We start from the raw sequence: 17,135 nt of genomic DNA on the forward strand, positions 1-17,135 counted from the left end.
CTGAGGTCGGGCAGGAGGTGCCGTTTCTTGACGCCGGCCACTGCGGGCGGACACCCCCCGACCCGTCCCCTTCCCGCCGTACGCGACCGCGGGCCCGTAGGTAACTAGGCAAGCCAACAGGGAGAGAAGGTGCAAGGGGCGCCCCGCCATGGAGGGCGCCCCTTACCTCGCGACACGCGCGCGTGCCGTTCACGCCAGTTGTACGACCGCCCGCGACATCCCGAGCACCTTCTGCCCGGCGCTCTTCACGGTCAGGTCGACGCGGACCCGGTTGTCGTCGAGCTTGGCCGCGACCTTGCCGCTGACCTCGATCGTGGCGCCCTGGTCGTCGTTCGGGACGACGACGGGCTTGGTGAAGCGGACGCCGTACTCGACGACCGCGCCCGGATCGCCGGTCCAGTCGGTGACCACACGGATCGCCTCGGCCATGGTGAACATGCCGTGCGCGATGACGTCCGGCAGGCCGACCTCCTTGGCGAACTTCTCGTTCCAGTGGATCGGGTTGAAGTCACCGGAGGCGCCCGCGTACTGGACGAGCGTGGCGCGAGTCACGGGGAAGGTTTGGGCGGGCAGTTCGGTGCCGACCTCGATGTCGCCGTACGCGATCTTCGCTGTCATCGCTCTCAGGCCTCTCCTTCTGCGGCGTCCGCCCCACGGGCGACGAGCTTCGTCCAGGCGGTCACGACGTGCTCCCCCGCCTCGTCGTGGACCTCGCCGCGGATGTCCAGGATCTCGTTGCCCGCCATGGACTTGATGGCCTCGATGGTCGAGGTGACCGTCAGCCGGTCGCCGGCGCGCACCGGGCGGGTGTAGGCGAACTTCTGGTCGCCGTGCACCACGCGGCTGTAGTCCAGCCCGAGCTGGGGGTCGGTCGTGACCTGCGCCGCGGCCTTGAAGGTGATCGCGAACACAAAGGTCGGCGGGGCGATCACATCCGAGTGGCCGAACGCCTTGGCGGCCTCCGGGTCCGTGTACGCCGGGTTGGTGTCCCCCACCGCCTGCGCGAACTCCCGGATCTTCTCCCGGCCCACCTCGTAGGGGTCGGTGGGCGGGTAGCTCCGCCCCACGAAGGACTGGTCGAGCGCCATGGCTCGGCACCTCCTACTGTCTACTGCGGCTGACCTGCTGGTTGGCCTGGCTGATTCACCCGGGGTCGGCCGGAACCGGCCGGTAACCGGGGCGGAAACGACGCGAGGCCGCCCCCGTTCATGGGGGCGGCCTCGCGTACGAGCCTGATTTATCGCGTCTCGCGGTGCGCGGTGTGCGCGTTGCAACGCGGGCAGTGCTTCTTCATCTCAAGACGGTCCGGGTTGTTACGCCGGTTCTTCTTGGTGATGTAGTTCCGCTCCTTGCACTCCACGCAGGCCAGCGTGATCTTCGGGCGGACGTCGGTGGCAGCCACGTGAGTGCTCCTTGACGAACGGATGGATTGATTTAACGCAAGAAAGAGTAGCCGATCGAAGGACCGACCCCGCAATCGGCTACTGTCAGTAGCGGTGACCGGACTTGAACCGGTGACACAGCGATTATGAGCCGCTTGCTCTACCGACTGAGCTACACCGCTGTGATGTGATCGGACCCCGCCTCGCGGCGGGAACCCTTCACACCAGAGCCCCAATACGGAATCGAACCGTAGACCTTCTCCTTACCATGGAGACGCTCTGCCGACTGAGCTATTGGGGCGAGCGATGAAGACATTACACGCTCGGCTGCCGTTCACCCAAATCCGTTTCGCGGCCCCTCCCTGCGGCCGATCGGCTGACCGCACAGACGCCTCGGAGGCCACTGCGCCACCACCGGAGCCACCGCGGCGGTGCCTCCGGTTCGGTGGGCCACACCGGTACGACTATTGCGCTCCTGCGCGCCAGGGCCGGATCGCCCGCCTAGGCTCGTCTCACTCTGCGTGATCTTGCGTGCCCGGCGCAGTTCTCCGGCACCGTCCCCGTAGCCCCGACGCGCAGCCCCGAGCCTCTGGAACGCGATGCCCGACAGTCAGCCCCAGCCGCCCCACTCCTCGTCCTCGTCGGGCTCGTCCGGACCGGCCGACCCGGCCGCACTGCTGCTGTGCGGAGCGCGGCTCACCGACGGCCGGACCGTGGACGTACGGCTGGTCGGCGGACGCATCGAGGCGGTCGGCACGGCCGGGAGCCTGGCGGGGGACGGCACGCGCGCGTGCGGCGCACGCGTGGACCTCAGCGGCTATCTGCTGCTGCCGGCCCCCGCCGAACCGCACGCCCACGGCGACACGGCCCTCTCCGCCGACGAGGGCGGGCCTGTCTCGTACGACCCCCAGGACGTCCAGCGCCGGGCCACCGAGGCCGCGCTGCTCCAGCTCGGGCACGGGGCGACCGCGCTACGGGCGCATGTGCGCGTGGGCGACGTCCAGGGGCTGGGCGCGCTGGCCGCCGTACTGCAGGCACGGCGCTCACTGCGCGGGCTCACCGAGTTGACGACGGTGGCGATGCCGCGGCTGCTGACCGGCGTGGCCGGCGCCGAAGGGCTGGCCATGCTGCGGGACGCGTTGAAGATGGGCGCGTCGGTGGTCGGCGGCTGCCCCGACCTGGACCCCGATCCGACGGGTTACGTGGAGGCGGTCCTGGAGGTCGCCTCGGAGCACGGCTGCCCCGTCGACCTGCACACCGACGCCACCGACCCGGCCCGTCTGGCCCGCCTCGCCGCGATGGCCGGCGGGCTGCGCCCCGGCGTGACCCTCGGGCCGTGCGGCGCCCTGGGACGCCTGCCCGCGCAGGTGGCCTCGCGCACCGCGGACCAGCTCGCGGCGGCCGGGGTGACCGTGGTGTGCCTGCCGCAGGGTGGCTGCGGGGGCGTGGAAAGGCGGGCCACGGCGCCCGTACGACTGCTGCGCTCCGCCGGCGTACGGGTCGCGGCCGGGAGCGGCGCCCTGAGGGACGTGGCGAATCCGGTGGGACGCGGCGACCCGTTGGAGGCCGCCTATCTGCTCTCCTCGCGCCACGGGCTGCGCCCCGAGGACTCCTACGACGCTGTGAGCGCGTCCGCGCGTGCGGTGCTGGGCCTGCCGGAGGTGCGGGTCGAGGCGGGCTTCCCGGCCGAGCTGCTGGCGGTGCGCGGGGACCGGCTGGCGGGGGCGCTGTCACTCGCGTACAGCCGCATCGTGGTGCATCGGGGGCGCGTGGTGGCACGGACGAGCGCGGTGCGGGAGTACTGCAACTCGGCTGTGGCCGCGGAGTTGGGCTTGCCTCGGCAGGGGCGGGGGGAGCTGTCCTGAGGGCTGGGGGCGGAAGTGGCCCGGCCAGGGTGCTCTCGTGCCGAGTGTGCGTGCAGGAGGTGTTCTCCTGCGGGGTGTGCGGTGCAGGAGGTGTTCTCCTGCGGGGTGTGCGGTGCAGGGGGTGTTCTCCCTCGGGGTGTGCGTGCAGGGGGGCTCTCTCGGGGGGCGCGTGGAGGTGCTTCGGGGAGCTTCGGTGGTTGTGCTTCCAGCAGGGGCGGGGTGCGCCCGGCGTCCGGCGATGGGCGTGTGTCCGGCGTCCGGCGATGGGCGTGTGTCCGGCGTCCGGCAGTGGGCGTGCGCCCGGGCGTCCGGGAAGGCGTGCGCCCGGTGGGCCCGGCGTCCGGGGACGGGCGTGCGCCCCGCGAACGTGGCTGCGCGCCCCTCGGCGTGGGGCGTGCGCCTGGGCATGTGAGGCGTGGCTGAAGTCGTGCGGCGGATGCGGCCGTCCGGGCGTACGGTCGGAAACATGCGCATTGTCATCGCTGGTGGTCATGGTCAGATCGCGCTGCGGCTGGAGAAGCTGCTGGCCGCGCGTGGGGACGAGGTCGTGGGGATCATCCGGAAGGCCGAACAGGGCGACGATCTGCGGGAGTCCGGCGCCGAACCCCTCCTGCTGGACCTGGAGTCGGCCTCGGTCGAGGAGGTCGCGGAACGGCTGCGGGGCGCCGACGCGGCGGTCTTCGCGGCCGGCGCGGGCCCCGGCAGTGGGTCGGCCCGTAAGGACACCGTGGACAAGGGGGCGGCGGTCCTCTTCGCGGACGCGGCGGTCCGGGCCGGCGTGCGGCGCTTCCTGATCGTGTCGTCGATGGGCGCGGACCCGAACCACGAAGGCAGCGAGATCTTCGACGTCTACCTGCGCGCCAAGGGCGAGGCCGACGAGTACGTCCGCGGCCTGGACGCTCTGGACTGGACGATCCTGCGTCCCGGCATGCTGACGAACGACGCCGGAACCGGCCAGGTACGCCTCGAGGCCAGCACCGGCCGCGGCCCCATCCCGCGCGACGACGTGGCCGCCGCACTCGCGGAGTTGCTCGACACGCCGGCGACGGCCGGCCTGACGCTCGAACTGGTCAGCGGGTCGGCTCCCGTGTCGGTGGCGGTGAAGTCGGTGGCGGGGAACTGAAGTTGGGCGACGCCGGGGTGCCTGAGGCGCAAGAGGCGCTGTTGCGGCGCATGTACGAGGTCTTCTCGACGGACGAGCGGGAGTCCTTCATGCAGCGGTGCCTCGCGCCCGACGTGGACTGGCCGAACGTTGCGGGCGGAGTCCGACTGCACGGCCGCGAGGCGGTACGCGCCTACTGGGCGCGGCAGTTCGCCTCCGGGCATCCCCTCGTACGGCTGGAGGGTCTGCACCGTGATGCGGACGCCGAGGCGGTGGTGGCGACCGTCCGGCCGGGGGTGCGCGACGCGTCGGGCGAGCGGTGGGCGGAGGAGACGGTCGAGCATGTGTATCGGTTCGACGGGGACGGGCTGGTGACACGGATGGATGTGCGAGCGGGCGCGTAGGGAGTGGGCGCTCGGAGAGGGGACTGTGGGCGGCCGGAACCCGGGCTGGCGGAAACCGGACGTTCGAAACCCGGGCGTTCGAAACCCAGGCGTTCGAAGCCTCAGAACAGCGGAAGCTGCCCAGGGAAATCGGGCACGACGTACCCGTCGAGGGCGGGCTGCGCCGCCCCGAGGTGCGCCTGCCGCCGTGATCCGGGGCACGACAGCAGTTCCCCGTTCTCCCGCGCGCCGGGCGGATCATGCCGCGCGAACCTACCGGCGACTACGGCGATCTCACGACGGCACTCGGGGCAGCTTCTGCGACGCGTGGCCATGGGGCCAGTGTGCCCCGGCCATGACCCTGGAACGCGGAAACCCCCTCCGGTCTACGTTTCCGCAGATCGGAGGGGGTTTCGCTCAGCGTGGCGGCGCCAGGATTCGAACCTGGGAAGGCTGAGCCGGCAGATTTACAGTCTGCTCCCTTTGGCCGCTCGGGCACACCGCCGGGTTTGCTGCCTCTCGAACCGCTTTTCGGCGGTGCTCCCTGGCAACGACGTAAACAATACCCGATGCGGAGGGGTGCTTCGCCACCCGATTGATCGCCTCCCGGGGGACGACGGGTGGCTAGGCTTGTCCGGATGCGGTCCGGGGCCTGCCCCGGACTCGGCGGCCACCCCCACGCCCGCCGATACGCACCTCACACGCACCCCGATACAAGGAGCCACAGGACATGGCCGACTCCAGTTTCGACATCGTCTCGAAGGTCGAGCGGCAGGAGGTCGACAACGCCCTCAACCAGGCCGCCAAGGAGATCTCGCAGCGCTACGACTTCAAGGGCGTGGGTGCCTCGATCTCGTGGTCCGGTGAGAAGATCCTGATGGAGGCGAACTCCGAGGACCGGGTGAACGCAGTCCTCGACGTCTTCCAGTCCAAGCTGATCAAGCGCGGGATCTCACTGAAGGCCCTGGACGCGGGCGAGCCCCAGCTCTCGGGCAAGGAGTACAAGATCTTCGCGTCGATCCAGGAGGGCATCTCCCAGGAGAACGCGAAGAAGGTGGCGAAGATCATTCGCGACGAGGGCCCGAAGGGCGTCAAGGCTCAGGTGCAGGGCGACGAGCTGCGGGTCAGCTCGAAGAGCCGTGACGACCTGCAGGCCGTGATCGCCCTGCTGAAGGGCAAGGAATTCGACTTCGCGCTGCAGTTCGTGAACTACCGGTGAGCCACTGACTCAGGTCGCAGGAGGTACGAGGAAGGGTGGGCGCCCGTCGGCGCCCACCCTTCTCGCCTGCTGGCCGCGGTCCGGGGTGTGCTCCTCGCTCAGTTGCGTGAGTGGCCGAACAGGATGCGGTAGGCGATCAGGAGCACGAGTGAGCCGCCGATCGCGGCGGCCCAGGTGGCGCCGTCGTAGAAGTCCTTGGTGATCGGGTGGTCCAGCCAGCGGGCCGAGATCCAGCCACCGATGAACGCGCCCGCGATACCGATGATCGTCGTGCCGATGAAGCCGCCCGGGTCTCGACCCGGCAGCAGGAACTTCGCGATGGCCCCGGCCAACAGCCCCAGGATGATCCAGCTGATGATGGTCATGACCTGAACCTGCCCTTCCGCGCTGTGCTCTCACTGTCCGAACCGTGTGACTTCTGTGCGGACAGGTTGTGCGGGCGCCATGTGCGTGTGCACTGCGCGCCGCGTGCCGCTCTTCACTGAGTCCGGCTCGTGGCGCGCCTGTTCGTGCCCTGTTGATACAGAAGACGTCACTGCGGCGCTCCTCGGTTGCACTGATCAGTAGGGTTCGGGCCATGACAGGCTCCAGTTCTGCTTCCGAGCTGCGGCGCACCCTGGGGGTCGGGGACGCCGTGGTCATCGGGCTCGGCTCGATGGTCGGGGCCGGGATCTTCGCCGCCCTGGCGCCCGCCGCGCGCGCGGCCGGATCCGGGCTGCTGCTCGGGCTCGCGGTCACGGCCGTGGTCGCCTACTGCAACGCCACGTCGTCGGCACGGCTGGCCGCTCTGTATCCGGCCTCGGGGGGCACGTATGTGTACGGCCGGGAGCGGCTCGGAGAGTTCTGGGGATACCTCGCCGGCTGGTCCTTCGTCGTCGGCAAGACGGCCTCCTGTGCGGCGATGGCGCTCACCGTGGGCGCGTACGTCTGGCCGGGGCAGGCGCACGCGGTGGCGGTGGCGGCCGTGGTGGCGCTCACCGCGGTGAACTACGGCGGCGTCCAGAAGTCCGCCTGGCTGACGCGGGCGATCGTTGCGGTGGTCCTGGCTGTCCTCGCTTGTGTGGTGGTCGTCTGTCTGGGGTCCGGGGAGTCCGATGCCGGGCGCCTGGACATCGGGGCCTCGGGCGGCCTGGACGGGGTGCTGCAGGCGGCGGGGCTGCTGTTCTTCGCGTTCGCCGGGTACGCGCGGATCGCGACGCTCGGCGAGGAGGTGCGGGACCCGGCGCGCACCATCCCCCGGGCGATTCCGCTGGCCCTGGGCATCGCGCTGGTGGTGTACGCGTGTGTGGCGATGGCTGTCCTTTCCGTGCTGGGGTCGGAGGGTCTCGGGGACGCGGGCGCACCGCTGGCCGACGCGGTCCGGGCGGCCGGGGTACCCGGGCTGGCCCCCGTGGTGCGAGTGGGCGCGGCTGTCGCCGCCCTCGGCTCGCTGCTCGCTCTGATCCTGGGCGTCTCGCGGACGACGCTGGCCATGGCCCGCGACCGGCATCTGCCCAGTGCCCTGGCAGCCGTGCATCCACGTTTCCAGGTGCCGCACCGGGCCGAGCTGGCCGTGGGCGCGGTGGTGGCGGTCCTGGCCGCCACGGTCGATGTGCGGGGCGCGATCGGGTTCTCCTCCTTCGGTGTGCTGGCGTACTACGCGGTGGCCAACGCCTCGGCCTGGACGCTCGACTCGAAGCCGACCGCGCGGATCGTGCCGGCGGTGGGGCTGCTCGGGTGCGTGGTGCTGGCGTTCTCCCTTCCGGGGGTGTCGGTCGCCGCCGGTGCGGGGGTGCTGGCGGTGGGAGTGGTCGCCTATGGGGTGCGGCGGTGGGTGGTGGAGCGGTCGGGTGGCGGGCGCGGTAGGGCGGCGTAGGGGCGTGCGTCCGCGGTGAGTCTGCGGGTGTGACTCGCTGGTGTGCGTCCGCGGGTGTGACTCACTGATGTGCGTCCGCAGGTGTGACTCACTGATGTGCGTCCGCTGAGTGACTCCCCGGCGTGGGTCGGTTGTGCCGGCCGGGCCGGTCGGCACCACCAGCCCTTCGCGTCCTCAGGACGCCCGAGTCGACGCCGTCCGTATGTGGAAGTCGGCCCAAGGCGCCATTTCCAGCTCCTCGTTCATCTCCTCGTACCAGCCCGTGCCGTCGACCCAGGTGCGCAGCCAGTCGGTGAGGCTCGGGGCGTCCACGTACCACGCGTGGTCGGCGTCCTCGGCGTTCGGTTCGAAGAGCAGGACGGTGGTCTGGGGGCTGTGGCAGTCCACGCAGGCGTACATAGCGCAGCCCCAGTGGGATATCGGAAGGATGCCTTCGGGCCAGGGCCAGTCGGGGTCCTTGCGGCCGCTCTCGCGGTTGGCGAGGTACTGCGTGACGGCGGCGGGCTCGCCGGCGGGAGCGCTGTCGAGCAGGGGCAACAGGCCGTATTCCGGCCCGAATCCGCCGTCTCCTATGTTCAGGTAGAGGTCGGCGAGCAGCGGGGGCAGACGGAAGCCGAGGGCGGCCTCGGCCCGTGCCAGGGTGGCCGCGTCCACGGGCTCCGGGAGTGAAGGCCAGCCCCACGGGCGGGTCTTGCGGGCCTTGTCCCCCACCCTCGTCAGCAACTGCTCGTTCTCGGTCATGCGTTCATGATGCAAGCCGCCACTGACAATCGGTCCGGCCTGTGGACAACCACCGAGTTGTGGAAACCGGGTGGCCGACGCAGCCCCGGTCCCGCAGCTCTACCGCACCACAGCAGTACCAGGCGTTACCAGCGCGACGAGAACGGCTGGTCCGTCGGCACGATTTCGCGGCCCAGCGGGAACAGCGACACCGGGATCAGCTTGAAGTTGGCGATGCCGAACGGGATACCGATGATCGTGATGCAGAGGGCGAGGCCCGTGACGATGTGGCCGATGGCCAGCCACCAGCCCGCGAGGACCAGCCACAGAACGTTGCCTATGCAGGAGGGGGCTCCGGCGTCGCGGCGCTCGACCGTGGTGTACCCGAAGGGCCACAGGGCGTAGACGCCGATGCGGAAGGCCGCGATGCCGAACGGGATGCCGATGATCGTGATGCAGAGCAGGAGGCCCGCGAGCAGATAGCCGAGGAACAGCCAGAAGCCGCTCAGAACGAGCCAGATGACGTTGAGGATGGTCTTCACTGTGGGGGGCCTGCCATCTTTTCGAGCCGGGCGATACGGTCCGCCATCGGCGGGTGGGTGGAGAACATTCTGGAGAACCCCTGACCCGGACGGAAGGGGTTCGCGATCATCATGTGGCTGGCGGTCTCGATGCGGGGCTCGGGGGGCAGCGGGAGCTGTTTGGTGCCGAGTTCGAGCTTGCGCAGGGCGCTGGCGAGAGCGAGCGGATCGCCGGTGAGCTGGGATCCGGACGCGTCGGCCTCGTACTCCCTGGAGCGGCTGATGGCCAACTGGATGAGCGTGGCGGCGAGCGGGCCCAAGATCATGATCAGCAGGAGGCCGAGGATGCCGGGGCCGTCGTCGTCATCGGAGCGGCCGATCGGGATCAGCCAGGCGAAGTTGACCAGGAACATGATCACCGAGGCGAGGGCGCCGGCGACCGATGAGATCAGGATGTCACGGTTGTAGACGTGGCTCAGCTCGTGGCCGATGACGCCGCGCAGCTCACGCTCGTCGAGGATGCGCAGGATGCCTTCGGTGCAGCACACGGCGGCGTTGCGCGGGTTGCGGCCCGTCGCGAACGCGTTCGGCGCCTCCGTCGGCGAGATGTAGAGGCGGGGCATGGGCTGGCGGGCCTGAGTGGAGAGCTCGCGGACCATGCGGTAGAGCCCCGGGGCCTCGAACTCGCTGACCGGGCGGGCGCGCATCGCGCGTAGCGCCAGCTTGTCGCTGTTCCAGTACGCGTACGCGTTCGTGCCCAGCGCGATCAGGACCGCGACGACGAGCCCCATGCGGCCGAAGAAGCTGCCGATGACGATGATGAGTGCGGACAGTCCCCCGAGGAGTACTGCGGTCCTGAGCCCGTTGTGCCGGCGGTGCACGGTACGCCCTCCAAGTGGTGCGGCAGGGGAACCCTTTGCTGGTCGATCTCCGATGCCACTGGTGTCGTCGTGTCACGTCCAGTGGACCCTTCCGTACTGGTCAACGCCAGGCGAGGGCCACGGGTTCCCTGGTGGGTACAGCGACGGGCGTGGGCCGTCCGGGTGAAGGCGCCGGCACGCGCGCGGCGGCCTGGGTTCCGCACGCGCGCGTGGGGAACGCGCCAGGGCTCAGGGCGCAGGCGTAATGCGCCGGAGCCCAGGACACAGGCGCGATGCGCGAGGGCCCCGCACTCCGCCGTGTGCGCCAGGGCCCAGAACGCCGGCGTAGTGCGCCAGGCTCAGAAGAGCCCGATGTCGGCGAAGCGCAGGATCAGCTGAGGCGCGCCGGAGAGGGCGATGGCGACGACACCGGTGAGGGCCAGCGTGGCCGTAACGGGTGCGGGGGCGAGATGCCTGACGGGCTCTCCCTCGGGGGCGCGGAACAGCACGGCCGTCCACTGGAGGTAGTAGTACAGCGCGATCACGACGTTGACGGCCATGATCACGGCGAGCCAGCCGAGGCCCGCGTCGACGGCGGCGGAGAAGACGGTGACCTTGGCGAACAGGCCGATGATGCCCGGCGGGAGTCCGGCGAGGCAGAGCAGGAAGAAGGCCAGGACCAGTGCGGACAGGGGGTTGCGCTGGTACAGGCCGCGGTAGTCGCTGATGCGGTTGAGGGTCTTCGTACGTCCGACGAGCGCGGCCACCGCGAAGGCGCCGAGGTTCACGGCGCCGTACATGAGGGCGTAGGCGACGGTGGAGCCGATGGACCGCTCGGCGTCCTTGGAGTACGCGGCGGCGGCGATCGGCACCAGGAGGTAGCCGGCCTGACCGACGGAGGACCAGGCGAGCAGGCGTACCGCGCTGTACGCGCGCGTGGCCTGCTGGCGCAGGGCACCGACGTTGCCGACGGTCATGGTGAGGGCGGCGAGCGCCGCGAGGGCGGGGCCCCAGACCTCGGCGTAGGACGGGAGGGCGATGACCGTGACGAGGATCAGCCCGGTGAAGCCGACCGCCTTGCCGACGACCGACAGATAAGCGGCGACCGGCAGGGGCGCTCCGACATAGGTGTCCGGCACCCAGAAGTGGAAGGGCACGGCGGCCGTCTTGAAGGCGAAGCCGACCAGGGTGAGGACGACTCCGGTCTGGGCGAGGATCTCGAGCTGCCCGTCGACGTTCTGGATCCGCTCGGCGATCTGGGTCAGGTAGAGGGTGCCCGTGGAGGCGTACACGAAGCTGATGCCCATGAGGCTGACCGCGGTCGCGGTGACCGACGACAGGAAGAACTTAAGGGCCGCTTCGGAGGACTTGCGGTCGCCGTGGCGGAGGCCGACCAGGGCGAATGCGGGCAGAGAGGCGACTTCGAGGGCGACGATGAGGGTCGCCAGGTCCCGGGAGGCCGGCAGGAGGGCGGCTCCGGCGGCGGAGGAGAGCAGCAGGAACCAGAACTCCCCTTCGGGGAGTCCCTTGTTGGCATCCTTGAGGGCGGTGACCGAGAGGAGGGCCGCGAGAAGGGCGCCACCGAGAACCAGGAGCTGGATGACGAGGGTGAAGCGGTCCGCCGTGTAGCTGCAGACGCCGGGGTCACCGGTGAGGCAGAAGGTGGAGCGGTCGCCGTCCAGGAGGGGCAGCAGCAGGAGCGCGGAGGCGGCCAGGCCGACCACGGAGGTCCAGCCGAGCAGCGCCTTCTTGTTCTCCGCGACGAACAGGTCGGCGACGAGGACCACGAGTCCGACGACCGCCGCGATGGTGGGGGGCGCGATGGCGAGCCAGTCGACCGACTGGACCACCGACTCGGCCAGGGGCTGGGCCAGGGAGCTCATCGGGTGCCTCCTGCGAGGAGCTGCTGCACGGCCGGGTCGGTCAGGCCGAGGAGGGTCTTCGGCCACAGTCCGGCGACGACGGTGAGGACGACGAGCGGGGCCCAGGCCGCGAACTCATAACTCTGGACATCGGCGAGCTTGGGGGCGTCCTGCGGTACGGCGCCCATGCAGACGCGACGGACCACGACGAGCAGGTACGCGGCCGTGAGCAGGGTGCCGAACGCGCCGATCGCCATGAAGGTGAGGAAGGCGGGGCGGCTGAGTTCGGCGGCGGGCTCGAAGGCGCCGAACAGCGCGAGCATCTCGCCCCAGAACCCGGCGAGGCCCGGCAGCCCGAGCGAGGCGACGGCCCCGAAGGCGAGCAGGCCACCGAAGCGCGGGGCCTTGCCGTACAGCGCGGCGCCGGTCTGCTCGGCGAGGGCGTCGAGGTCGGTCGTGCCCGTACGGTCCTTCAGCGCGCCGACCAGGAAGAAGAGAAGGCCGGTGATGAGGCCGTGGGCGATGTTGGCGAAGAGGGCGCCGTTCACGCCGGTCGGGGTCATCGTGGCGATGCCGAGCAGGACGAAGCCCATGTGGCCGACGGAGGAGTAGGCGATGAGGCGCTTGAGGTCGCCCTTCGCGCCCCGTTTGGCGAGGGCGAGGCAGGCCAGGGATCCGTAGATGATCCCGACGACGGCGAAGGCGGCGAGGTACGGCGCGAAGTCGGCGAATCCGTCGGGGGTGATCGGCAGCAGGATTCGGACGAACCCGTACGTGCCCATCTTCAGCAGGACGCCGGCCAGCAGGACCGAGCCCACGGTCGGCGCGGCGGTGTGCGCGTCGGGAAGCCAGCTGTGCAGCGGCCACATCGGTGTCTTGACCGCGAGCCCGATCCCGATCGCCAATACGGCGATGACCTGCACGGATGCGGTCAGCGACCGGCCGTTGTCAGTGGCGAGTGCCACCATGTCGAATGTGCCCGCCTTGATTCCGATCAGGAGCAGGCCGAGCAGCATGACCACGGAGCCGAGCAGTGTGTAGAGGATGAATTTCCAGGCGGCCTCGGCCCGGCCCTCACCGCCCCAGCGGGCGATGAGGAAGTACATCGGGATCAGGACCATCTCGAAGGCGAGGAAGAACAGCAGCAGGTCGAGGACGGCGAAGGTGGCGAGGGTGCCGGACTCGAGGACGAGCAGCAGTGCGACGAAGGCCTTCGGGGACGGGCCCGACGGCATCTTGAAGTACGAGTAGAGCGCGCACAGGAAGGTCAGCAGCGCGGTCAGGACCAGAAGGGGGAGGGAGATGCCGTCGATGCCGAGGTGGATGCGTACGTCGAGCGCGGGGATCCAGCTAATGTCCGTGCTGGCCTGCATCTTCGACGGCTGGTCGTGGTCGAAGCCGAGCGCGAGGACGACCGCGGCGATGAGGACCGCGCCGGTGACGGTGACGCCGTGCCGGAGCACGGCCTGCTCGGGCGACTTCCCCTTCAGTCCGGGCGGGGCGGGCAGGAGAGCAGCGGCCGCGCCGAGAAGCGGGCCGATGACGACGAACGCCAGAAGGAACTGCATCACGGACTCGTTGATATCGATCACGCCTGCTCACGCTCCCGTAGCGACGAGGACGGCGGCGACCGCGAGGACGACGGTGCCGGCGAGCAGCGCGCTCACATAGGTCTGCACATTGCCGGTCTGGGCACGCCGTACGGCGATGCCGAGCCAGCGGGGTAGGGCGCCCGCGCCACTTACGTAGGTGTCGACGACCTCGCGGTCGAGGAACCGGACGAGGCTCGCGCCGCCCTGGACAGGGCGGACGAACAGCGCCCGGTAGACCGCGTCCAAGTGGAAGCCGACGGCCGCGTGGCGGTGCAGCGGGCCGAGCAGGAGTCGGCCGGGGTCAGCCGGGTCCGGTGCGTAGGCCACTCCCCCGTACACGGGCGCGTGACTGGCGATGGCCTCCGCCTCGACCTGGGCGGCGTCGCCCTCGGGGTGGGCCGCGACCGCACCCAGCGGGACACGGGCCGTAAGCGAGGTCGTGTGCCGCCAGGCCGCGTAGGTGACGATGCCGCCGATCAGGGCCACCCCCGTGCCGAGGACGGATGTGGCGAGGGTCGGGGCGAGGTCGCGGCCGTCGAACCAGTCCGGGAGCGCGCGGTACGCGAGCGCGCCGACGGCGAGGGACGGCACGGCCAGCACCCACAGCACCACGGTCATCGTGAGCGGCTGCCTGCCGTGGTCGGGGGCCTCGGCGCCCCTGCCGCGGAAGGCCAGCAGCCACAGGCGCGTCGCGTACGCGGCGGTGAGCAGGGCGGTGACGACGCCGGCGATGAGGACGGTCCAGCCCGCGGCGCCGGGGGCGTGCTCGGTGTGGCCCGTGGCGACGTGCTCGGCGGCCCCGAGGACGGACTCCTTGGAGAAGAAGCCGCTGAACGGCGGGATCGCGGCGAGCGCGAGGAGCGCCACGGTCATCGTCCAGAAGGCGTCCGGGACGCGGTCGCGCAGGTGGCTCATGCGGGACATGGCGGCCAGGGAGTTGGTGCCGGCGGCGTGGATGATCACGCCGGCCGCGAGGAACAGCAGTGCCTTGAAGGCGCCGTGGGAGAGGAGGTGGAAGACGGCGGCACCGCGGTCGGCTACGGCGAGGGCGCCGGTCATGTAGCCGAGCTGGCCGATCGTCGAGTAGGCCAGGACGCGCTTGATGTCGTCCTGGGCGAGTGCGGCGAGACCGGAGCCGATCATCGTGACGGCGGCCATCAGGGCCAGGACGATCATCGCGGCCTGGGATGCCTCGAAGACCGGGAGGAGACGGGCGATGAAGTAGACACCGGCGGCGACCATCGTCGCGGCGTGGATCAGCGCGGAGACCGGCGTCGGGCCTGCCATCGCGTCGGGGAGCCAGGTGTGCAGCGGGAACTGCGCCGACTTGCCCGCCACGCCCGCGAGGAGCAGCAGCGCGATCAGCGTCGGGTGGTCGAGTCCGCCGCTCGCGACGGTGCCGAGGACCTTCGTGATGCGGAAGGACCCGGCGTCGCCGGCCAGGGCGAACAGGCCGATGAGGAAGGGCACGTCACCGAGCTTGGTCACGAGGAAGGCCTTGATGGAGGCGGCGCGGGCCTCCGGGGTCTCCCAGTAGTGGCCGACCAGGAAGTACGAGCAGATGCCCATGACCTCCCAGCCGACCAGCAGCACCATCAGGTCGCCGGAGTAGACGACGAGCAGCATCGCGGAGGTGAACAGGGAGACGAGCGCGGCGTACGAGGGGTAGCGCGGGTCCTCACGGAGATAGCCCGTCGAGTAGATCTGCACGCAGGTGGCGACGACGCCGACGAGTACGGCGACGAGAGCCGCGAAGCCGTCGATGTGCAGGGCGAGTTCGATCGGGACCGAGCCGGTGGGCGTGAGTTCGGTGGCGGCGTTGATCGCCTGGTCGCCGCCCTGGCGCACGGCGACCACCGCGGCGAGCACCAGGGACACGAGTGTCGGCAGGACGGCCAGCGGGCGGACGAAGCCGGGGGCCGTGCGGCCCAGGAGCAGGCCGGCCGCGGCGCCCAGGAACGGAAGGAGGGGGACGAGTGCGGCGAGGGTGGTCGTGGTCACGCGGTGGCCTCAGCCTTCTCGGCCTGCCCGGTCGTGAGGGCGTCGTGGTCGGGGCCGTCGCTGTCGTGGCTCTCGGCGGTGTCGCGGAGCTTGTCGATGTCCGAGGTGCCGCGGTTGCGGTGGACGGCGAGGACGATCGCCAGGCCGATGCCGATCTCGGCGGCGGCGATGGTGATGGTGAACAGGGTCAGGGCCTGGCCGGAGTGCAGGGTCTCCTCGGCTGCCTTGCTGAGCCAGACGTCGAAGGCGACCAGGTTGAGGTTGACGGCGTTGAGCATCAGCTCGACCGACATCAGGACCAGGATCGCGTTGCGGCGGGCGAGGACGCCGTACAGGCCGGTGCAGAAGAGGAGGGCGGAGAGTACGGCGGGATAGGCGAGGTGCATCAGCGCGTCTCCTTCTCGCTCGGGGCGCCGGGCTCGGTGGCGGCGGCGCTGGTGCCGGGCCGGTCGGCGGGAGTCGGAGCGGAGACGACCGCGCCGGGCTGTTCGGCGGTTTCCTTCGCCTTGCGGGACAGGACGATCGCGCCGACCAGGGCGGCGAGCAGGAGGACGGAGAGGCCTTCGAAGGGCAGGACCCAGTTCTGGAAGAGGCTCTCGCCGGTGGCCCTGGTGGAGCCGGCGGCGGGGCCGTCGAGGTCGATCCAGGTCGTGCGGAAGGCGTCGACGACCACCCAGATCAGCGTGGCCGCGCTGGCGACGGCCACGGTGAGGGCCGCCCAGCGGTTGCCGGAGTCGGCGTCCGGGGAGCGGCCGATGGGGGCCTTGGTGAGCATCAGACCGAACAGAAGGAGGACGACGACGGAACCGACGTAGATGAGGACCTGCACCCAGGCGATGAACTCGGCGGTGAGCAGGAGGAACTCGACGGCGAGACCGCCGAGCGTGACCACCAGCCACAGGGCGGCGTGCACCAGCTGCCGGGTGGTGACGGTGACCAGCGCGGCGCCGAAGGTGACCAGGCCGACCAGGAGGAAGGCGATCTCGACTCCGGTCGGGGAGAGGAAGCCGTGGGTTGCGTCGGCGGCAGTGGTGGTCGCAGGCGCCACCAGAAGGCCGGCGGTTGCGGTGAGGATCATTCCGGGCCCTCCTGCTTCGGCTGGTCCGTCTGCTGCTTGGACTCGCCGGCCGGCCGGGTCGGCTGCTCGGCGGCGCGGGCCTGCTCCTCCGCGTGCGGCTCGCTCGTGCCGGAGGCGGCGGGCGGGGCGGCGGGCTCGGCGGTTGCGGTCTGCTGCTGGGCAGCCGGGGCCTGTTGCTGGGCCGCCAGCTTCTCGGCGGTCTTGCGGGCGGCGGCGATCTCCTTCGGCTCCTCCGCACCGGGGTCCAGGGCGGGCGGGGCCGGGACGGTCCACATCCACTCGCGGAGCTTGTCGCGTTCGTGGGTGAGGTCGCGGATGTCGGTCTCGGCGTACTCGAACTCCGGGGACCAGAACAGGGCGTCGAAAGGACAGACCTCGATGCAGATACCGCAGTACATGCACAGGGAGAAGTCGATGGCGAAGCGGTCGAGGACGTTGCGGCTGCGTTCGCGACCGCCGGGCGTCGCCGCCGGGACCGTCTCCTTGTGGGAGTCGATGTAGATGCACCAGTCCGGGCACTCGCGGGCGCAGAGCATGCAGACCGTGCAGTTCTCCTCGAACAGGCCGATCACGCCGCGGGTGCGGGGCGGGAGATCGGGCTGGGCGTCCGGGTACTGCGCGGTGACGGACTTCTTCGTCATCGTGCGGAGGGTGACGGCCAGGCCCTTGGCCAGGCCACTTCCAGGAATGGCCAT

At 70.6% G+C, this 17,135-nt stretch carries 19 protein-coding genes and 3 tRNA genes; 5 read left to right on the top strand and 17 right to left on the bottom strand.

Annotated features, from left to right (window positions below; genetic code table 11):
• Positions 1-189: 189 nt before the first annotated feature.
• From ACIBAG_RS39625 to ACIBAG_RS39645, 5 genes are all read right to left on the bottom strand, one after another.
• Entirely contained in the window at positions 190-618 is a 429-nt protein-coding gene (locus tag ACIBAG_RS39625) for a MaoC family dehydratase (protein WP_399112235.1), read from the bottom strand.
• A 5-nt stretch (positions 619-623) separates the two neighbouring features.
• Positions 624-1,088: a MaoC family dehydratase N-terminal domain-containing protein gene (locus ACIBAG_RS39630; RefSeq protein ID WP_399112237.1), complete on the bottom strand. Its 465-nt coding sequence runs from the start codon at positions 1,086-1,088 to the stop codon at positions 624-626.
• 149 nt (positions 1,089-1,237) lie between these two features.
• Positions 1,238-1,402, bottom strand: coding sequence for a 50S ribosomal protein L33 (rpmG, locus tag ACIBAG_RS39635; RefSeq protein ID WP_003948671.1), 165 nt, complete (start codon positions 1,400-1,402; stop codon positions 1,238-1,240).
• Positions 1,403-1,491: 89 nt separating this feature from the next.
• A tRNA-Met gene (locus ACIBAG_RS39640) sits at positions 1,492-1,564 on the bottom strand.
• 46 nt (positions 1,565-1,610) lie between these two features.
• A tRNA-Thr gene (locus tag ACIBAG_RS39645) sits at positions 1,611-1,683 on the bottom strand.
• A gap of 298 nt (positions 1,684-1,981) precedes the next feature.
• Here ACIBAG_RS39645 and ACIBAG_RS39650 point away from each other — a divergent pair.
• The 3 genes from ACIBAG_RS39650 (at position 1,982) to ACIBAG_RS39660 (ending at position 4,753) form a co-directional block, all read left to right on the top strand.
• Positions 1,982-3,247, top strand: coding sequence for an amidohydrolase family protein (locus ACIBAG_RS39650; RefSeq protein WP_399112238.1), 1,266 nt, complete (start codon positions 1,982-1,984; stop codon positions 3,245-3,247).
• A 466-nt stretch (positions 3,248-3,713) separates the two neighbouring features.
• Positions 3,714-4,370, top strand: a complete 657-nt coding sequence (locus ACIBAG_RS39655; protein ID WP_399112239.1) for an SDR family oxidoreductase — start codon at positions 3,714-3,716, stop codon at positions 4,368-4,370.
• Between the two features lie 17 nt (positions 4,371-4,387).
• Positions 4,388-4,753 (top strand): nuclear transport factor 2 family protein, encoded by a 366-nt coding sequence (locus ACIBAG_RS39660; RefSeq protein WP_399112241.1) that lies wholly within the window; start codon positions 4,388-4,390, stop codon positions 4,751-4,753.
• A gap of 101 nt (positions 4,754-4,854) precedes the next feature.
• Here ACIBAG_RS39660 and ACIBAG_RS39665 read toward each other — a convergent pair whose 3' ends face one another.
• Complete coding sequence (locus tag ACIBAG_RS39665) at positions 4,855-5,067, bottom strand: hypothetical protein (protein ID WP_399112242.1); 213 nt, start codon at positions 5,065-5,067, stop codon at positions 4,855-4,857.
• 88 nt (positions 5,068-5,155) lie between these two features.
• Positions 5,156-5,237: transfer RNA gene (locus ACIBAG_RS39670), tRNA-Tyr, on the bottom strand.
• Positions 5,238-5,462: 225 nt separating this feature from the next.
• Here ACIBAG_RS39670 and ACIBAG_RS39675 point away from each other — a divergent pair.
• A complete protein-coding gene (locus tag ACIBAG_RS39675) occupies positions 5,463-5,951 on the top strand; it encodes a YajQ family cyclic di-GMP-binding protein (RefSeq protein ID WP_399112243.1) in 489 nt (162 codons plus the stop codon).
• 98 nt (positions 5,952-6,049) lie between these two features.
• Here the strand turns inward: ACIBAG_RS39675 and ACIBAG_RS39680 are convergent, their stop codons facing one another.
• Positions 6,050-6,316, bottom strand: coding sequence for a GlsB/YeaQ/YmgE family stress response membrane protein (locus tag ACIBAG_RS39680; protein WP_399112245.1), 267 nt, complete (start codon positions 6,314-6,316; stop codon positions 6,050-6,052).
• Between the two features lie 212 nt (positions 6,317-6,528).
• Between ACIBAG_RS39680 and ACIBAG_RS39685 the strand changes: the two genes are divergently transcribed.
• Positions 6,529-7,806, top strand: coding sequence for an APC family permease (locus ACIBAG_RS39685; RefSeq protein ID WP_399112246.1), 1,278 nt, complete (start codon positions 6,529-6,531; stop codon positions 7,804-7,806).
• A gap of 174 nt (positions 7,807-7,980) precedes the next feature.
• Here the strand turns inward: ACIBAG_RS39685 and ACIBAG_RS39690 are convergent, their stop codons facing one another.
• The 9 genes from ACIBAG_RS39690 to ACIBAG_RS39730 form a co-directional block, all read right to left on the bottom strand.
• The gene (locus tag ACIBAG_RS39690) at positions 7,981-8,547 is read right to left on the bottom strand and encodes an SMI1/KNR4 family protein (RefSeq protein WP_399112248.1); all 567 of its coding nucleotides are present in this window, start codon (positions 8,545-8,547) and stop codon (positions 7,981-7,983) included.
• Between the two features lie 125 nt (positions 8,548-8,672).
• Positions 8,673-9,068: a YccF domain-containing protein gene (locus tag ACIBAG_RS39695; RefSeq protein ID WP_399112250.1), complete on the bottom strand. Its 396-nt coding sequence runs from the start codon at positions 9,066-9,068 to the stop codon at positions 8,673-8,675.
• Positions 9,065-9,928: a zinc metalloprotease HtpX gene (htpX, locus tag ACIBAG_RS39700; RefSeq protein ID WP_031477920.1), complete on the bottom strand. Its 864-nt coding sequence runs from the start codon at positions 9,926-9,928 to the stop codon at positions 9,065-9,067. Before htpX ends, ACIBAG_RS39695 begins: the two co-directional genes overlap by 4 nt.
• 338 nt (positions 9,929-10,266) lie before the next feature.
• Positions 10,267-11,790, bottom strand: coding sequence for an NADH-quinone oxidoreductase subunit N (locus tag ACIBAG_RS39705; RefSeq protein ID WP_399112252.1), 1,524 nt, complete (start codon positions 11,788-11,790; stop codon positions 10,267-10,269).
• Entirely contained in the window at positions 11,787-13,361 is a 1,575-nt protein-coding gene (locus ACIBAG_RS39710; protein ID WP_399112253.1) for a NuoM family protein, read from the bottom strand. The genes ACIBAG_RS39705 and ACIBAG_RS39710 overlap by 4 nt, the downstream gene beginning before the upstream one ends.
• Positions 13,362-13,367: 6 nt before the next feature.
• On the bottom strand, positions 13,368-15,362 hold the full coding sequence (locus ACIBAG_RS39715; protein WP_399112254.1) for an NADH-quinone oxidoreductase subunit L: 1,995 nt from the start codon (positions 15,360-15,362) through the stop codon (positions 13,368-13,370).
• Positions 15,359-15,748 carry an NADH-quinone oxidoreductase subunit NuoK gene (gene nuoK, locus ACIBAG_RS39720; RefSeq protein ID WP_399112256.1) on the bottom strand — a complete coding sequence of 130 codons (390 nt, stop codon included), beginning with the start codon at positions 15,746-15,748 and terminating at the stop codon, positions 15,359-15,361. Before nuoK ends, ACIBAG_RS39715 begins: the two co-directional genes overlap by 4 nt.
• Positions 15,748-16,440 (bottom strand): NADH-quinone oxidoreductase subunit J, encoded by a 693-nt coding sequence (locus ACIBAG_RS39725; protein WP_399112258.1) that lies wholly within the window; start codon positions 16,438-16,440, stop codon positions 15,748-15,750. Before ACIBAG_RS39725 ends, nuoK begins: the two co-directional genes overlap by 1 nt.
• Complete coding sequence (locus tag ACIBAG_RS39730; RefSeq protein WP_399112259.1) at positions 16,437-17,135, bottom strand: NuoI/complex I 23 kDa subunit family protein; 699 nt, start codon at positions 17,133-17,135, stop codon at positions 16,437-16,439. Before ACIBAG_RS39730 ends, ACIBAG_RS39725 begins: the two co-directional genes overlap by 4 nt.

The organism is Streptomyces sp. NPDC051243 (assembly GCF_044455405.1).
Classification (GTDB): domain Bacteria; phylum Actinomycetota; class Actinomycetes; order Streptomycetales; family Streptomycetaceae; genus Streptomyces.

Coding starts and splice junctions, on each gene's coding strand:
- ACIBAG_RS39630 (WP_399112237.1), bottom strand. CDS start 1,088: ATGGCGCTCGACCAGTCCTTCGTGGGGCGGAGCTACCCGCCCACCGAC.
- ACIBAG_RS39675 (WP_399112243.1), top strand. CDS start 5,463: ATGGCCGACTCCAGTTTCGACATCGTCTCGAAGGTCGAGCGGCAGGAG.
- ACIBAG_RS39680 (WP_399112245.1), bottom strand. CDS start 6,316: ATGACCATCATCAGCTGGATCATCCTGGGGCTGTTGGCCGGGGCCATC.
- ACIBAG_RS39690 (WP_399112248.1), bottom strand. CDS start 8,547: ATGACCGAGAACGAGCAGTTGCTGACGAGGGTGGGGGACAAGGCCCGC.
- ACIBAG_RS39665 (WP_399112242.1), bottom strand. CDS start 5,067: ATGGCCACGCGTCGCAGAAGCTGCCCCGAGTGCCGTCGTGAGATCGCC.
- ACIBAG_RS39685 (WP_399112246.1), top strand. CDS start 6,529: ATGACAGGCTCCAGTTCTGCTTCCGAGCTGCGGCGCACCCTGGGGGTC.
- ACIBAG_RS39625 (WP_399112235.1), bottom strand. CDS start 618: ATGACAGCGAAGATCGCGTACGGCGACATCGAGGTCGGCACCGAACTG.
- ACIBAG_RS39655 (WP_399112239.1), top strand. CDS start 3,714: ATGCGCATTGTCATCGCTGGTGGTCATGGTCAGATCGCGCTGCGGCTG.
- ACIBAG_RS39650 (WP_399112238.1), top strand. CDS start 1,982: ATGCCCGACAGTCAGCCCCAGCCGCCCCACTCCTCGTCCTCGTCGGGC.
- ACIBAG_RS39725 (WP_399112258.1), bottom strand. CDS start 16,440: ATGATCCTCACCGCAACCGCCGGCCTTCTGGTGGCGCCTGCGACCACC.
- ACIBAG_RS39705 (WP_399112252.1), bottom strand. CDS start 11,790: ATGAGCTCCCTGGCCCAGCCCCTGGCCGAGTCGGTGGTCCAGTCGGTC.
- ACIBAG_RS39730 (WP_399112259.1), bottom strand. CDS start 17,135: ATGGCCATTCCTGGAAGTGGCCTGGCCAAGGGCCTGGCCGTCACCCTC.
- nuoK (WP_399112256.1), bottom strand. CDS start 15,748: ATGCACCTCGCCTATCCCGCCGTACTCTCCGCCCTCCTCTTCTGCACC.